Annotated in this window: 14 protein-coding genes; 1 reads left to right on the top strand and 13 read right to left on the bottom strand. The window is 58.7% G+C overall.

Features of this window, described 5'->3' with window-relative positions; genetic code table 11:
• Window positions 1-53 precede the first annotated feature (53 nt).
• On the bottom strand, window positions 54-479 hold the full coding sequence (locus LC354_RS28010; RefSeq protein WP_223425113.1) for a sulfatase-like hydrolase/transferase: 426 nt from the start codon (window positions 477-479) through the stop codon (window positions 54-56).
• Between the two features lie 266 nt (window positions 480-745).
• On the opposite strand from LC354_RS28010, the gene LC354_RS14870 reads away from it, so the two are divergent.
• Window positions 746-1,291, top strand: a complete 546-nt coding sequence (locus LC354_RS14870) for a hypothetical protein (protein WP_223425111.1) — start codon at window positions 746-748, stop codon at window positions 1,289-1,291.
• A 672-nt stretch (window positions 1,292-1,963) separates the two neighbouring features.
• On the opposite strand, the gene LC354_RS14865 is transcribed toward LC354_RS14870, so the two are convergent.
• From LC354_RS14865 to LC354_RS14810, 12 genes are read right to left on the bottom strand one after another with little or no spacing between them, the layout of a single operon-like run.
• Window positions 1,964-3,538, bottom strand: a complete 1,575-nt coding sequence (locus LC354_RS14865; RefSeq protein WP_223425109.1) for an isochorismatase family protein — start codon at window positions 3,536-3,538, stop codon at window positions 1,964-1,966.
• Window positions 3,539-3,548: 10 nt separating this feature from the next.
• On the bottom strand, window positions 3,549-4,400 hold the full coding sequence (locus tag LC354_RS14860; protein ID WP_223425108.1) for an N-acyl homoserine lactonase family protein: 852 nt from the start codon (window positions 4,398-4,400) through the stop codon (window positions 3,549-3,551).
• A gap of 16 nt (window positions 4,401-4,416) precedes the next feature.
• A complete protein-coding gene (locus LC354_RS14855) occupies window positions 4,417-5,301 on the bottom strand; it encodes an amidohydrolase family protein (RefSeq protein WP_223425106.1) in 885 nt (294 codons plus the stop codon).
• Complete coding sequence (locus tag LC354_RS14850) at window positions 5,298-6,395, bottom strand: vWA domain-containing protein (RefSeq protein WP_223425104.1); 1,098 nt, start codon at window positions 6,393-6,395, stop codon at window positions 5,298-5,300. Before LC354_RS14850 ends, LC354_RS14855 begins: the two co-directional genes overlap by 4 nt.
• Window positions 6,392-7,273 carry an AAA family ATPase gene (locus tag LC354_RS14845; protein ID WP_223425103.1) on the bottom strand — a complete coding sequence of 294 codons (882 nt, stop codon included), beginning with the start codon at window positions 7,271-7,273 and terminating at the stop codon, window positions 6,392-6,394. The genes LC354_RS14850 and LC354_RS14845 overlap by 4 nt, the downstream gene beginning before the upstream one ends.
• Window positions 7,273-8,295, bottom strand: coding sequence for a xanthine dehydrogenase family protein molybdopterin-binding subunit (locus LC354_RS14840; protein WP_223425101.1), 1,023 nt, complete (start codon window positions 8,293-8,295; stop codon window positions 7,273-7,275). Before LC354_RS14840 ends, LC354_RS14845 begins: the two co-directional genes overlap by 1 nt.
• A complete protein-coding gene (locus LC354_RS14835; RefSeq protein ID WP_223425099.1) occupies window positions 8,295-10,010 on the bottom strand; it encodes a xanthine dehydrogenase family protein molybdopterin-binding subunit in 1,716 nt (571 codons plus the stop codon). The genes LC354_RS14840 and LC354_RS14835 overlap by 1 nt, the downstream gene beginning before the upstream one ends.
• On the bottom strand, window positions 10,007-10,483 hold the full coding sequence (locus LC354_RS14830) for a (2Fe-2S)-binding protein (protein ID WP_223425097.1): 477 nt from the start codon (window positions 10,481-10,483) through the stop codon (window positions 10,007-10,009). Before LC354_RS14830 ends, LC354_RS14835 begins: the two co-directional genes overlap by 4 nt.
• Complete coding sequence (locus tag LC354_RS14825; RefSeq protein WP_223425095.1) at window positions 10,483-11,283, bottom strand: FAD binding domain-containing protein; 801 nt, start codon at window positions 11,281-11,283, stop codon at window positions 10,483-10,485. The genes LC354_RS14830 and LC354_RS14825 overlap by 1 nt, the downstream gene beginning before the upstream one ends.
• Window positions 11,280-11,726, bottom strand: coding sequence for an SRPBCC family protein (locus LC354_RS14820; protein ID WP_223425093.1), 447 nt, complete (start codon window positions 11,724-11,726; stop codon window positions 11,280-11,282). The genes LC354_RS14825 and LC354_RS14820 overlap by 4 nt, the downstream gene beginning before the upstream one ends.
• A 2-nt stretch (window positions 11,727-11,728) precedes the next feature.
• The gene (locus tag LC354_RS14815; RefSeq protein WP_223425091.1) at window positions 11,729-12,166 is read right to left on the bottom strand and encodes an SRPBCC family protein; all 438 of its coding nucleotides are present in this window, start codon (window positions 12,164-12,166) and stop codon (window positions 11,729-11,731) included.
• Window positions 12,167-15,070 (bottom strand): flotillin family protein, encoded by a 2,904-nt coding sequence (locus tag LC354_RS14810; protein WP_223425089.1) that lies wholly within the window; start codon window positions 15,068-15,070, stop codon window positions 12,167-12,169.

The raw sequence follows: 15,070 nt of genomic DNA, 5'->3' as shown, positions 1-15,070 counted from the left end.
CCCCACTTCAGAATCCATCTCGCCCTCACAGGCAAGAGTGACCGTTCACGCCTTCAGTTCCAAACGCGATTCCCCTGCAGATCGATGGGAAACGATTTCCGCATATCCGTATATAAAATTTCATGAACATCTGGAGAGAGTGGCTTGTAACCATGGTGCACCTTGCCTCCAGAAGAGCAATAATAGCCATTCTGCTTAAGTTTGTAGGACCAGATTTCCGTTGGGGGGACCTTCGTGAACACATCTCTCTTATTGCCAAATATCCCTGTATGATGTGGCGGTTTAGCAAACATAAAGCTGGCTCGCGATGGTCCGCATAGTGGAGATTGGCAATAGGCGGAAGTAAATGCGATAGCCTGCTCACAAATTCGATCCAAATTGGGTATTATTAATTCAGCACCGAATACATTTTTATAGTGCCAATAAGATATGGCGTCATCCAAACTGATCAGGATTACGTTTTTTTGTTTCCTTGGCATGTAAATGTCCTGCTTTCGCAACGCCCACGCGGACCCGTTTAAGCCACCTGCGCGGCGAACGCGACTGGATTTTGGTGTTTAACCATGACATCCCGAACCAACCTGTGACTTCTTGCTCGATGGTCCCGATTCAAAGTGTGACAGTCGATCACGGCTTGCAAGGGCATTTTGCCGCCCACGGCCGGTCGCGGATGCTGTTGACAGGAAAATCGGTCATAGCGGTGCAGCGGCGTTCACAGCTCTTCAGCGGATAGGACATAATGCCCGTGAACCGTTCGACCATCCCGTTGGTTGCGGTGATTTTGGTGACTTCAATCGGAATACGATGTCTAGATTTGCGTAAAATTGGTCGCAGTCACGTTGTCCCAACTTGCGCGGACGAGCGCATGCAACAGGGCTCGGTAGAGATAGCAGATCCAAGCTACGAACAGGAAGCGGTCCGGGTCTTACGGCTCTGCATTGAGTTTATGGTGGCTTCGACGGACAATCCCACCTTTTCGCGGTCGAACACGCGACAAGGGTTGGAGCGGCGTTGCATTATCGCTAGATTACGTTTCATGAAACAGTCTTCGCCAGTCTTGATCTCCATTGAGAAAGCCTTGGTTCAGGTGTTTGCCCATGCCAAGTCGCGTGTTTTGCGGCGGGATATGAAGTCGGAAATGCGCCGCTTGAACGGGCTGAGTAGCGGTCGGCGATATGTCGAACTAGCCAGCTTTTTTGGAGCTCTTTTCGCGCTCTCCGTTCTCTCTGCGAGTTTCGGCTGGATTGCGTTCGGCGCGTTCTTTCTCGTGGTTGCCGTCGTTTTTTACTAGCGTGCGTCAGCTTGACACAGTTGGGGTCAATGCTCTGAAAATCCAAGCGTTTTAGGGTGTATGCAAGCGTATACCATTGAATTCAAAAGTTTTTTTCATCCAATTGCCGTGACGTCCCGTAATTATCGCATCAGCAACTTTGGAGATAACAATGGGAACTTTGATGACAGTCCTCGCTTTCGGCACTTTGGCCTTCGTTTCGGTCGTTGCATATCTCAATGCGCGCGCAACAGAACGCCTCAAAAATGATCCTTCACACAAACCATCTACGCTCTGCGCCAAAAGTAACCATTGGCAAACCGCGCGCCAGTAAGGTCGCGTCGCAGGTCAGAGCTTGAATTGAATTCTATCCGGCGTCAGCGCAGACCAGCTCGACGCCGGATATACAAAAACGAAACGCCTTACCATAAACTTCTGGGCAGGTGCTTTGTCTCCGACGAGGAAAACACCTTCTGACTGGATATGATCAGATCAATAGCCCTGCCCCAGCGCCATTATGGGATTGCCGTAATCCCAGATCACGACACTGACACCAACCCATCCTGCTCTGGGCCGAATACATCGCCGAAATGCTGTCGTGCTGCGACAGTCTGCGGACTTAGTCTACCTATGATCAGCAAACTTACGATGCCGAGCCAAAGACGGGTTCGTTGTCGTTTGGAACAAGCCACCTCACGTCAAAGCGGCGATCACGGTGTCCGTCTTTGTGACCAATGAAACGTTCTGCAATGCATATTCAATGCTGGCGCGATGCCAATCTGCGTTCATGGTCGAACAACCGTCTTCCGGGATCACCATGACATAGCCCTTGTCCGCACCTGTGCGTGCGGTGTGTTCGATAGACATGTTTGTCCATGCACCGGTTTCGATGATGATATCGCGCCCCTCGGCCTTGAGCACCGTCTCAAGTGACGAGCCTTCCCAGGCGCTCATCCGCATCTTTTCGACGACGTGGTCACCGGGCTGCGGCTCCAGCCCATCGACCGGTGCGCCGCCCCATGTGCCACGCACGAGTGCATTCTCATCAACGGTGCTCTCGAACAAGGGCGCGTTCAAGGTCATGCCGGGCGCACCGGGGTTCACCAGAAAATGAACGTGGATGACAGGGATACCTATTTCCCGGCACCGCGCGGCCAGTCGCATGACGTTGGCGATGGCGTTCTGATCCCGGCAATGTTGCGGGCTGCCCGAGGCCGCAAAGGCTCCGCCGTCCATGACGACGTCATTCTGCATGTCCTGAATGATCAAGGCGCAGCGTGTTGCGTCCAGCCTGAGAGGCTCCTCCGACCCGTTTGCCGGGGGCGAAGCGGGCTTCGCAGCGGCTCTTTTGCGGGAGTGCATGAACGGTTCGTTGCGCGGGCCGATTTTGACAGGCAGCGCGTACACGCTTGTCGTGGCGGCAACATAGAGGGTCCGCCAGTCTTCCCCGCCCCAATGCAGATTGGCGGCCAGTTCGGGGATCGAAACCTTGCCGATCAGGTGTCCCGTCGGCGCATAGACCCAAAGGCCGCCCGGAGCCGTGACCCAGACGTTGCCTTGTGTATCGCATTTCATGCCATCCGGAACGCCGGGTTTCAGACTGTCCCGGATGCTGGCGGCAAACACCCGACCGTTGGAAAGCTTGCCACCGCCATCGACATCAAAAACACGGATGTTGGCTTGCTCGGTGTCGTTGATGTAAAGCAAGGTCTCGTCCGGTGAAAAGCACAAGCCGTTGGGCATGGTAAACAGATAGCGATCGACGACAAGTTGCGGCTCGTCACCCGGGATATGGTTCGGAGGCAGCCGGAATACGCCTTGCCAGCCCAGATCGCGGGGCCGTTCAACCCCAAACACGGGCATCCGCCCATACCAGGGATCCGTAAACCAGATCGACCCGTCGGATTTGACCACGATGTCATTTGGGGAATTCAATTCGCGTCCGTCAAAGTCGGTTGCGAGAACTTCGCGACGACCATCCGGGCGCAATCTTGTCACGCTCGACGTCGCGTGTTCGCACACCAACAGGTTGAGGTCGGCATCGTATGTCATGCCATTTCCCTTGTGGGATGGGCTGAGGACATCCCGCACACCTGAACGGTCCAGACGGCGCCGTACATCTCCCGGCATGTCAGAAAACAAGAGGTAGTGTTCGACCGGGTGCCAAATCGGACCTTCTGTAAAGGTAAAGCCCGAACCTGCTTGCCGAACGGGTGCGTTTGCGTCGATCAAATGGTTGAATGCGGGGTCGAGGGCGTCATGTGCCATGCCATTCTCCTCAGGCGGGGAACCAGTCGCGGCGGGGCACGGACTGGCTCACGGGGCCGGGAATGACCATATCCAACCGACCAACAACGCGCCCGTTCTCGATCATCGCCGGCTTGTCGTGGATGGGCAGGAGGAATTTTGCGTCCGAATACATGAGCTTGCGGATCGCCCCTTTCTCCTGACGCTTGGTATTGCCGTGGTTTCCGGTCACCTGATATTCTTCGGGGCCAAAGGAGTGCACCGGATCAATGATCTGGTCATTGAAGTCATAAATGACATCGCCGCAAATCGTCGCGCGGCCGGCATCGGTATCGACATGTACGTTCATCGACCCTTCTGTATGCGCGCCTGCCGCTTCCAGAAAGACGCCCGGCATGAGTTCAACGGGTCCAGAGATTTCAAGATCCTCAAGACGCAAGGCGCCGGGGTGATGGAGACGCTCGACAAGATGAATGATATCGGGTTTCGGATATTGCGGGTGCATAAGGCCCGAGACGGAATATTCAAGCTCTCGGCGGTTTATGACGACCGTCGTATTCATCGAGAAATGATCGTCTTTGCCTGCGTGATCAATATGCAGATGGGTATGCAGGACATAGCGCACATCGCCGGGTTTGACGCCGTGGTTGGCCAACTGCCTTTCGATCATGTTCTCGTGGAATTGCAAGCCGCGCATCCCCAGCGTCTCCATGATCGCATTGTCGCGATAGCCGGTGTCGACGACGATGGGGTACTGACCGCCAAGGATCAGAAAACCGTAAACCGGCACCCGGCGTGTGCGCCCGCAATCGCGCGCGAGCACCAGAAAACTCGATTCCAGCTCAATATCCCCGTAGTCGAGAATTTTGATTTCCAAGCCCATTGCATCGCCCTCCCTGTTATTTCAGTCGATAGACACGGCAGGCCGTGTCGTTGAAAATTGCTTGTTGTTCCGCATCACTCAGCCCGCCCGCAGCGGCGCGATGTGCGGTGAAAAGCGCACTGTAGTCGGTCCAGAGTTTTTCTATTGGGAAATTCGAACCCCACAGGCATCTGTCGGCACCGAACATCGCCACGGCCTCGGACGTGAGCCACTGAATGAGATCGGGGTCCAAACGGTGCTGAAATGTCCCGAACCCTGACAGTTTCGCGACGACATTAGGTCGGCCCGCCAGTTCCGTCATGGCCACACGCCATGCAGCGCGGCCCGCATCAGAGACATCTTCCAGCATGCCTGCATGCTGTAGCACAAACGTCACATCGGGGCAGGCATCGGCCAAAACGCAGGCCCCTGCCATCTGCGGTGCAAAGACCTGAAGGTCGAAGACCAGGTTATAGTCGGCCAATCGGGCCACATTGCGCTGCACGACCGGATCAACGCAGAGATCGGCGTGCGGTGCAAAACGGTAAACCGGGTTATCATGCCAATGGAATTGCTGGCGAATGCCCCGCAAGCGCGGGAAGCGCATCAAACGATCAAGACTGCGACGCACATCAGACACGGTCATATCGGCATAAGCCACCAGACCATGCGGCCACCCGGTTTCAGACACCAGCGTTTCGATCCAGTTGGCCTCTTCTTCGGCTCGATCCGTAGGCCAGTTGGCCTGCACATAAACCGATTTGGTGACACCCGTCCCGTCGATATCCTCTAGGTATTCCGACATGGGATAATCCCTGCGGATCGGCTCGTAGGGTCCGAAAATGCGCGGTTGCATCGGCCCGTCGAGCCACGGCAGGTCGCGTTGCCGCCAGACATGGAAATGTGCATCTACGACATTCACCGGCGCGCTCCCTTGGCAAAGTCCAGTATTTCCGCCGCTATGGCAGGTGGCGTGCTGCCGTCTCCCAGCCGGTCAAGCATTGGCAAGATCGCCTTCATCGCCCCGGTTTCCGGGCGAAAGGCCGGATCAGCGGCCAGCGGCGACAGCCAGAGCACGGACCACGCCAGCGATTTCAGACGCTGAGTCGACGCAATGAGCGCTTCGGGCCCACCGCGTTCCAGGCCATCGGATACGATGATCACAAGTGCGCCGCGCGTGTGTGCTGCAAAACGTGGAATGCTCAGAAAAACGGCCATGGCTTCGCCCAACCGCGTGCCGCCGTCCCAGTCCGCCACGAGCCCGGACGCCAGCGTCAAAGCCTGATCGCGATTTTTGTGACGCAGCGGACGGGTCACGCGCGTGAGGCGGGTGCCAAGCGTAAAACACTCGACGCGTTGGCCGCCCTGAACCAGTGCATGCGCCAGCCGGAGCGCACCTTCTGTGCCCTGCTTCATACTGCCCGAAACGTCGATCAACATCACGACCCGCCGCTCCCGCGGCAAGCGATGACGTGTCGGTAACTGCGTTATTTCACCGTCGCGGCGCAGCATGTCGCGAAAGGCGCGCCGCGCATCTGCAAGCCGTCCGTTGCCGGGTGCGAGGCGTCGCGATCTGCGCTTTGGCAAACTGCGCGGCAAGGCCCGCGAAAACGTTCGCAACAGGGCATCCTCATCGCCGGAGGCAAGCTCGCGTGCAAACAACCGTTCTGCGGCAGTCGCCTCACCGCCTGATGGGTCTTCGTCTTCCGGTGCGATCAGGTCTTCGAACGCACCGGCATCAAAACTCGGGGGCAATTCTTCGGGCTCGCCCGGTGCCGGGGCGGCGATGCTTCGGCCAAGAAAGACGGTATCGAATATCGTGTCGAACAATTCTTGCCTGTCCGGGCCGGGACCATAGACAGCATGCGCGGCGCGGCGCACATCGGCCAGGCGACGCGGGCCAAGCAAGCCGACTGCTGTCAGGAACGTTTCTGTTCTGTCAGGGGAAGCCGGAAACCCGGTTGCCCGCAGCGCCTGCGGAAAGGCCAGGAACGGATCAAGCGCGCGCGGGATCATGCCGCACTCTCCGATAGCAAAGCGTCCAATTGAGGTGTCATGAATTCCAGATCATCCTGATCCTTCAGCACGACACCAATGGCCCGGGCAAAGGCTTGCGGCCAGGCAGCCCCTTGTTGGTTGAGCAGCGTTGCTGCCTCGGCCCACTCGACGGTTTCGGCCACGCCCGGAGGCTTGGCCAGAGGTGCGGCGCGCAACGCGCCAACCGCGCGCACCACTCGTGTGGCGGTGTCTTCTGCCACGGTGGCGGCACGCATCATTACGATCCGTGTTTCCAGTTCGGGTTCGGGGTAGTCGATCCAATGATAAACACAGCGGCGGCGCAGCGCTTCGTGCAATTCGCGGGTGCGGTTTGAGGTCAGCACGACAACAGGCGGTTCGCTGGCCCGCACAGTGCCCCGCTCCGGGATCGAGACGGTGAAATCCGACAGAAATTCCAACAGGAACGCTTCGAATTCATGGTCTGCCCGGTCGATCTCGTCGATCAGCAACACCCTGTCGCGCGGCGCTTCCAAGGCTTGCAGGATCGGCCGCGCGATCAGGAACTGATCGTCATAGAGGTTGACGTAGTCATCGCCCGCCTGCCGGATGGCCAGCATCTGACGTGGAAAATTCCATTCGTACATCGCGGCGGACGCGTCGATACCCTCGTAGCATTGCAGCCGGACAAGCTCGCGCCCAAGCACAGAGGCCAGTGCCTTGGCAGCTTCGGTTTTACCCACGCCAGGCGCACCTTCGAGCAAAAGCGGCTTGCCCAGTGCCAACGCAAGGTAGGCCGCCGTCGCAAGCCCTTCATCTGCAATGTATTGGGCATCACCAAGAGACCGGGCGAGCGGTTCTGGCCCGTCAATCCCTTGTATGGACCGCCGGACTGTCATCAGAGCGCCTGCCGGGGTTTCGCACCGCCCATGGCCTGAATACCGCGCAGCACCTTTTCCGGCGTGACTGGCAACTCATCAATCCGGACACCAACCGCATCATAAACCGCGTTGACCACCGCGGGCAGCACAGGGTTGGCGCACATCTCGCCCGGCCCTTTGCCGCCGTAAGGTCCATCGGCGGCTGGTCGCTCCAAAACGCTGATATGGTGCGGCGCCAGATCGCCCGGCCCCGGCATCAGGTAGGTGTTGAAGTCTTCGGGGCCATGATCGCGCGCGGGATAGTAGGGTTCGGTCGTTTCCCAAGCGGCATGACTCATGCCCATCCATGCACCACCCCGCAATTGCTGTTCGACCAGTTTGGGGTTCAGCGCCCGACCGACTTCGTAGGCCGATTGCATGTCCGTGACGGCAACTTCGCCGGTTTCGTCGTCAACCTCGACCGTCACAAGCATGGCGGCATGGGCAAACGTGGTGACAGGTGACATTTCGCCGGTTTCCGGATCGACTTCCGAGAGTGGCACCAGAAAGATGCCTCGCCCTGCAATGGTGCGCCCTTGCCGGAATTGAGCCGCCTGCGCGGCAGCCATCGTGGTGATCGATCGCGACGGCGCGCCGCGGACATGGATGCTGCCTTTGCCGTCCGTGACCAGATCGCCTGCATCGACTTCAAGTTCTTCGGCTGCGGCTTCCAGCATCACCTGGCGTGCTTCTTCCGAGGCGCGGATGACGGCGTTGCCCATCCGGTGTGTCCCGCGACTGGCAAACGATCCCATGTCGTGGGGCCCCGTATCGCTGTCGGCAGTGTCGACGTACACGTCTTCGATCGGCACGCCGAGGGTTTCGGCCGCAATCTGACGTGTGACGGACTTCATCCCCTGCCCCAGATCAATGGCGGAAAGCGCGACCGTGAATTTGCCATCCGGGTTGGAGTGCACCAGCGCCTGGGACGGGTCGCCGCCGAGGTTCATGCCTATGGGGTAATTGATTGCCGCAAAACCGCGGCCTTTGTGGATTGCCATCAGCGCCTCCTGAAGCCGGAGAGGGATGAAAACCGCATCGCGCCCGATCGTGCGGGTTTCTTTTGTGTCTGATCTGCTGGCTCGGAAGGGCGAGGGTTGTCTGGTGCGGCGGCCTGCGGCGCTGGACGAGCGGTCTCGACACGTGGTTGCGGCGCAGGGCGTGTTGCCGGTTGCGCGGCGGTTGGCCGAAGCGCCACCGGCGGCAGATTTTCCGGGCCGGAGCCCCCCCCTTTCTTCGCATAGCTGGTGGCAGTGAACCCTTCGACGCGGCCCTCTGAATCGGTTGCGGTGAAAACTGGAAGTGCGCCACGATCTCCGCCGCCACCGGTCAGGGAGTTTGCCGCTTTCAACGCGGGCGAGATCGTCACGCCAGCCTTTTCCGCGACAACCTGCGCGCATTCAATCAAGGCGCAGTTCTTGGCCTCGCGCCGGTGCGCCTTCATGTCGCCATCGCGGTAGGCGTTCAGAATGCGTAGCTCGATCGGGTTCATGCCAACCGTTTCGGCCACCTTGTCCATATGGGCTTCGATGGAAAAGTCGACTCCGGTGATGCCGAACCCACGCATGGCGGTGGCGGGTGTTCGATTTGTGTAAACGCAATAGACGTCGGCATAGACATTCGGGATCGTGTACGGGCCGGGCAAATGACCCACACCTTTGATGATCGCATAAGATGACAGACGGGTGTAAGCGCCTGCATCGAAATACCCGGTGAATTTGCGCGCCACGATACGGCCATCGGCCATGACGCCGTCCGTGATGTACCACCGTTCCGCCCCGCGCGGGGCGCCCACCTGCATCTCTTCTGCGCGGTCCCAGGCATATTTCACGGGTCGCCCTGTCAGCATCGTGCCCAATATCGCCAGAGGCTCATGGATGGAATCGACCTTGCCGCCAAAGCCCCCACCGACCGTGCCGCCAATAAAATGCAGTCGCGATGAGGGGAGCGTCAAAACCTTGGCGGCAGTCCCAAGCGAAAAGAAAAGCGCTTGCGTCGAGGTATAGCAAACATAGCGGTCGTTCTGTTCGGGGGCCGCGATTGCGCCACAGGTTTCGATCGGAGCCTGTTCGATGGGCGACATCTGATAGCGCCCTTCGACAATGTGATCGGCCGTTTTGAACGCGGCATCCACATCGCCAAAACGCAATTTCTGGTGATCATATTTCCCGTGATAGACGAATTTGTTGTTGGGATAGATATCGAGAACGGCCGGAGCCCCCGGTTTCACTGCCTCTTCAACGTCGAGGACATGAGGCAGAACCTCCCAATCCACGTGCACGGCTGCGGCTGCGGCGCGCGCCTCGGCCTCTGTTTCTGCGATGACTGCGGCCACGGGTTCACCTTTGTAGGCAACCTTGGTCTCCGACAGAATGGGTTCGTCATCGAGACCGAAATCGAGAAGCGATAACAGCGTATTCAGATTGACTGGCACGTCCCGTCCGGTCAGCACGCGCACGACACCGGGCATCCGCTCGGCGGCAGTTGTATCAACCCGCCGGATCCGCGCGTGATGGTGCGGCGAGCGTGCGCAGCGCATGTGCAACAGACCATTGAAGAGATGATCGTCGAAAAATGGCGATCGCCCTGTGACATGCCCACGAATATCCTGACGTCGGGTCGGCTTGCCGACCTCATTGAGGTTGTCGTCTCTCTCATCGGCAAAGAGGTCTTTGCGAAACTCCACCATCGGACCGTCAGTTGTCATGTTTTTCATGCCCGTTCCCTCCCTTCGGCAACGGCCAGAATTGCTGTGATGATCGGCTCATAACCGGTACAGCGGCACAGGTTGCCCGAGATTGCTTCGATCACCTCGTCACGAGTGGGGCGCGGGTTTTGATCCAGAAGGGCGCGCGCCGACACCAGCATACCCGGCGTACAATAACCGCATTGTGCGGCGAAATGATCCATGAACGACTCTTGCAGCGGGTCGAGGGTGGCACCCTGTCCAAGCCCTCCTGCGGTGCGGACGTCTTGCCCGTTGACGGCTTCAGCCAATACAAGACAGGCAAGCTGGGTCTGACCGTTGATTGTCACGGTGCAGGCGCCACAGGTGCCCTGACCGCAGCCAAACTTTGGTGTCAGATCCCCGACATCGCGGCGCAAAAAATCGAGCAGGTTCTGCCCCGGGTTCGCAAATGCTGCCTTAGGGCTGCCGTTGAGGTTAAACGTAACGGGTGTTCTTGCCATCAGATGCGCTCCATCCCGGTCAATAGGCGTTTCAAATGCACGCCTGCCACTTCCCGACGATACCAAGCCGAGGCAATCTGATCGGTTGGGGGGTCCAGTCCTTCAATTGCCGCCGCCGCTGCGCGGTCGATACTGGTTGCGTCCAGCGATTGTCCTTCGAGGGCGCGTTCAGCGCCGGCAGATCGAAGGGGCGTTGCGCCCATGGCCCCAAATGCAATCCGTGCGCCGCGAATGCGGCCGCCTTCGCGGGGCAGAAGGGCAGCGATGGACAGAACCGAAACACCCTTGGGCTTGACCCGGCTCACTTTCAGAAAACCGAATGCACGCGGGTCTCTTGGACGGTGAAACTCGACGGACGAGATCAGCCCCACGCGGCTTCTGTCGCGGAAGATGTCTTCGACTGGTCGCGGGCTCCCTTGACCGACAGGAACGACTTGCGCCCCCAGTGCGAGAAGGGCGGTGGCAAAATCTCCGTAAGGATGTTCGGCGAACAGGTTTCCGACCACTGTAGCCATGTTGCGGATTTGAGGGCCACCGATGACACGTGCGACCGGGTGCAAAAAATCCAACTCTCGAAGGCTCAGAACTCCGGCCATCGTCAGCCCGGCTCCCAGGATCAGCTTGTCACCGGAACTGCGAAACTCCTTGGGGTTCGGATTGTTCAACCGCACCAGACGGTCGGGCGCGTTGCCTTCGTTGACAGCGCGCATCAACAGTGTACCGCCCGCCAAATAGGCTGCATCGCTTCCCATCGCCCGCGCGGCGTCGTCCAGTGTTGCATAGGTCTCGACTGTGGTCATGTGCCCTCCAAACCCAGATGTGCGCGCACCGCGTCGAAGCCGCTTTGGTAAATGTTCTCGGCCACCATATCATGCAGCTCGGTCTCACGGCCTTCCGGTGTGTCAAAGCGACTTTCCCAAAGCCAGAAAGTCTGATCCCCGTCGGTCACCGGGGCAAGCCTAACATGCGCCACATAGTTCAGAAGCGGCACAGGCGTCTCAAGAAGGCAGTAGCTGAAAGCCATGTCCGCATCCGACAGAGTCAGCAATTGTTCACGCAGTTCAGACCCATCCACCAGATGGAACCGGCGTACGCAGCCCACCTTGTCCGTGGGATGGCCGCGATCAATCACACTGTCCGCAACCGCAGGGTGCCACGCATCATGGCCATTGAAATCGCGCAGGACATCCCAGACAGCTTCAACCGGAGCATTCAAAACAGTGCTTTTGAAAACCTTTATCATGATCAGTTCGCCAAACTTCTTTTCAGCGCGGAAAATCCGGCTTGGAAAACGTCGGTGCCAATGCCTGTCACCAACCCTTCCGCGTCGTCTTCGGCACAGTCAAACTCGGCGGTCCATTCCGCAAAGGTCCAGTCGCCATCGGTGATCGGCGTGAGCCGCAATGTAGCGACGTAATCCGTCAGCGGCATCGGGCTTTCGAGGATCGCATAGGTGCAGAACATGTCGTAATCGCTGAGACCCAACAACTTTTCGCGAATGCGTTCGCCGTTTTGCAGGTGGAAATCCCGAATGCATCCGACACGGTCCGGTGGCTCTCCGCCTTCGATCCTGCTGTCACGGATCCGAGGGTGCCAGCGCGGCAAAGCATTGAAATCTCGGACCCGCTCCCAGACTTTGGCCACGGGGGCCTGGATCACCGATGATGTATAGACACGGGGCATCTATTTGTTCCCCTTGGGATCAGGCTTTGGCGTGTCATCCGGCGGGGTGCCGCCGTTGTCTCCCGCCTTGCGCATCGCATCCGTGATGCGTTGCATATCCGAAGCTTCGCGGATCAGCCCGCCTTGCTTGGTGATGCCGCCCCCTTCAATGCCGATGTCAGACAAAAGTGAGTCGATCAAAGGCGCCTGTACACGGTAACGCAGGGCCGAGTTTATGACTTCATCCGTTGGGCTGCCGTCGCTTTTGCCGCCGCCTCCGGTGATGCCGTCAAGCTGCATGATCCGAATATCCTGGATCTTTTCAAGCGGCTTGACCGATGCCGTAACGATCCCTTCGACGTGCTCCAACAGCTTCCGGCGGAAGAGAGAACTGCGTGCGGGATCGGTCAGCACGTTTTCGGCTTCGTTGATGAGCTTTTGTGCCTCTGCGTGGACGGCGGCGCGTACCTGTTCTGCCTGGGCTGCCAGTCTTGCTTCTTCTGCGGCTTTCTCCGCCATCATGACATCGACAGACTTCCTGCGGCTTGCCGCTTCGGTCTCCCGCACCGTCTTGACCTTCTCTTCGGCGACCGCTGCATTGGCGCGGGCGGCGTCCGCTTCCGCACGGGCCGCACTTTCTTCCAGGGATTTCTGGTAGAGCGCAATGGCCTTGTCCATCTGGGCGGTTTCCACGTTGCGTTCGCGACCGACTTCCAATTGTCGGCGTACGGTTTCGTGGCTGATGCGGATCTCGTCCAGCCCACGTTCCGAGGCGACACGGGCGCGTTCGATTTCCTCCTGACTTGCGATTTCTGCTTCGCGCAAGGTTTGGACGCGGGCAACCTCAAGCTGCTCCAACGCGCGGCGGCGCTCGAGTTTGGCGGCTTGAATGGCTTTGTCGCGGGCCACTTCGGCGGCTTCGATTGCGCGCTCGGCTTCGATTTGTGCCGATCTGACGGTTGCCTCAGCGGCCGCACGTTGCGACTTGGTTTCTGCAAGTTCCACGACGCGTTGCTCTTCGGCTTGTTCCACGACCCGGCGACGCTCGATATCGGTCACTTCGCGTGCTTTCTGACTGGCGATGCGTTCTTGCTCAAGCGCCAGTTCCGAAGCGACACGCGCGGTTTCGATGGCCTCGCGTCTTGCAATCTCCGCGGTCTCGATTTTTTGTTCCTTGTCGATTTCCTTGGCCCGTACATGCTGATCTGCGGCAATCCGTTCTGCCTCCAGAGCGCGTTTTTGAGCGATCCTCGCTTGCTCCACGGCTTCGTCGGCCGCAACGCGTGCCTCGTCAACGGCCCGATTGCGGGCGATCTCGCGTGATGTCGTCTCACCATCGGCATCGATACGGGTCGCTGCAATTTGCTTCTCACGGGCAATTCTTGCGGCTTCCACGGCTTCTTCCGCCGCGATCTCGGCAGCTTCGATGGCTTGCTTGCGGGCAATCTCAAGTTCGCGAATGCGTCGGTCTTCGCCGATCCGCGCTTCGTTGATCTGTGCGTCCTGAAGAATGCGCAGCCGCTCCACCGTTTCGCGTGCCGCAATCTCCGCCTCGTCCAACGATTGCTGCCGCGCAATCTCGCGCTGGCGAATGTCTTCTTCGCCCTTGATACGGGTTTGCGCCAACAACAAATCCTGTGACATGCGGCGCTTTTCGTTGGCCTCGTTGGCGGCTATCTCGGCATCGCGGACCAGCTTTTGGCGCTCAATTTCCAGCGATTGTGTATCGCGTTCCTTGCCGATGCGTGCCTCGGACAGCGTTCTTTCCTGTTCGATCCGCGCGCGCTCGGTCGCCTCACGTGCTGCGATTTCCGCCTCGTCGATGGCGCGCTGTCGCGCAATTTCCTTGGATTGGGTCTCTTGCTCGTTTTGAATGCGCGCTTCGTTGACAGCGCGTTCTTGCAGAATACGCGCGGTTTCGGTGGCTTCCCTGGCCGCGATCTCTTCGGCGTCATTCTCTTTTTTCTGTGCTATTTCACGCGCACGCACATCACGCTCCGAGTTGATCCGGGCTTCTGCGACGGCGCGCCCATTTGCAATTCGGGCTTTTTCGATCGCTTCCTGCGCCGTGATTTGTGCGGATTCGGCTTCGGTCTCGCGTTCAGCCCGTTCGCGGGCCAATTCCGCGCGTTGCTGTGCGCGGCGGGTTTCGACGTCGCGTTCCTGCGTAAGGCGCGCTTCTTCGCTTTCCCGCTCGATGTTCAGAACCTGCTTTTCGGCTTCCAGATTGCGGGACCGAATTTTGATCATCGAGTCTTGCTCGATGTCGTTGCGCAACTTGCGGCGCTCCTCGATATCTCTGATCAGGGACGTGAGGCCTTCGGCGTCAAAGCGGTTTGACGGGTTGAAATATTCCAGCGCCGTCTGGTCGATGTCGATGATCGCGACGCTTTCGAGTTCCAGACCGTTCTTCTCGAGGTCTTCCTGGGCAAGTTCCTTGACCCGCAACACATAGGCGTTGCGACTTTCGTGCATTTCGCCCATTTCCATTTCCGCGGCCACAGCACGCAGCGCACTTTCGAACTTTCCCGACAAGAGACCATGCAGGTTTTCAGCTTCCAGCGTTCTGCGCCCCAAAGTGGACGCGGCCATGGCGACCGACGTCCTGTCGGCGCGGACACGCACATAAAACTCGGCTTCCACGTCGATGCGCATCCGGTCTTTTGTGATCAGCGCCTGCTCGCGGGTGCGGGTGACGGCAAGGGGCAGCGTATTCATATTGACCGGTGTGATGTCGTGAATGATCGGCCAGACGAACGCACCCCCGTCGATCACGACCTTTTCGCCCAGAAACCCGGTACGGACAAAGGCGACTTCCTTTGTCGAACGCCGGTAGAGCCACTGCATCACCCAATAGATGATGGCGATGACGACAACCGTCACAATGAGCCACAGGATTAGCTGTCCGATGAATTGGCCAGTCAT

Origin of the sequence: Tateyamaria pelophila, assembly GCF_019966495.1 — a bacterium.
Lineage (GTDB): Bacteria > Pseudomonadota > Alphaproteobacteria > Rhodobacterales > Rhodobacteraceae > Tateyamaria > Tateyamaria pelophila.
This window is presented reverse-complemented; position numbering and strand designations above follow the sequence as displayed.

What these genes read in the sequence shown, in the direction of transcription:
- LC354_RS28010 (WP_223425113.1), bottom strand. Translation starts at nt 479, where the DNA reads ATGCCAAGGAAACAAAAAAACGTAATCCTGATCAGTTTGGATGACGCC.
- LC354_RS14865 (WP_223425109.1), bottom strand. Translation starts at nt 3,538, where the DNA reads ATGGCACATGACGCCCTCGACCCCGCATTCAACCATTTGATCGACGCA.
- LC354_RS14860 (WP_223425108.1), bottom strand. Translation starts at nt 4,400, where the DNA reads ATGGGCTTGGAAATCAAAATTCTCGACTACGGGGATATTGAGCTGGAA.
- LC354_RS14850 (WP_223425104.1), bottom strand. Translation starts at nt 6,395, where the DNA reads ATGATCCCGCGCGCGCTTGATCCGTTCCTGGCCTTTCCGCAGGCGCTG.
- LC354_RS14845 (WP_223425103.1), bottom strand. Translation starts at nt 7,273, where the DNA reads ATGACAGTCCGGCGGTCCATACAAGGGATTGACGGGCCAGAACCGCTC.
- LC354_RS14840 (WP_223425101.1), bottom strand. Translation starts at nt 8,295, where the DNA reads ATGGCAATCCACAAAGGCCGCGGTTTTGCGGCAATCAATTACCCCATA.
- LC354_RS14835 (WP_223425099.1), bottom strand. Translation starts at nt 10,010, where the DNA reads ATGAAAAACATGACAACTGACGGTCCGATGGTGGAGTTTCGCAAAGAC.
- LC354_RS14830 (WP_223425097.1), bottom strand. Translation starts at nt 10,483, where the DNA reads ATGGCAAGAACACCCGTTACGTTTAACCTCAACGGCAGCCCTAAGGCA.
- LC354_RS14825 (WP_223425095.1), bottom strand. Translation starts at nt 11,283, where the DNA reads ATGACCACAGTCGAGACCTATGCAACACTGGACGACGCCGCGCGGGCG.
- LC354_RS14820 (WP_223425093.1), bottom strand. Translation starts at nt 11,726, where the DNA reads ATGATAAAGGTTTTCAAAAGCACTGTTTTGAATGCTCCGGTTGAAGCT.
- LC354_RS14815 (WP_223425091.1), bottom strand. Translation starts at nt 12,166, where the DNA reads ATGCCCCGTGTCTATACATCATCGGTGATCCAGGCCCCCGTGGCCAAA.
- LC354_RS14810 (WP_223425089.1), bottom strand. Translation starts at nt 15,070, where the DNA reads ATGACTGGCCAATTCATCGGACAGCTAATCCTGTGGCTCATTGTGACG.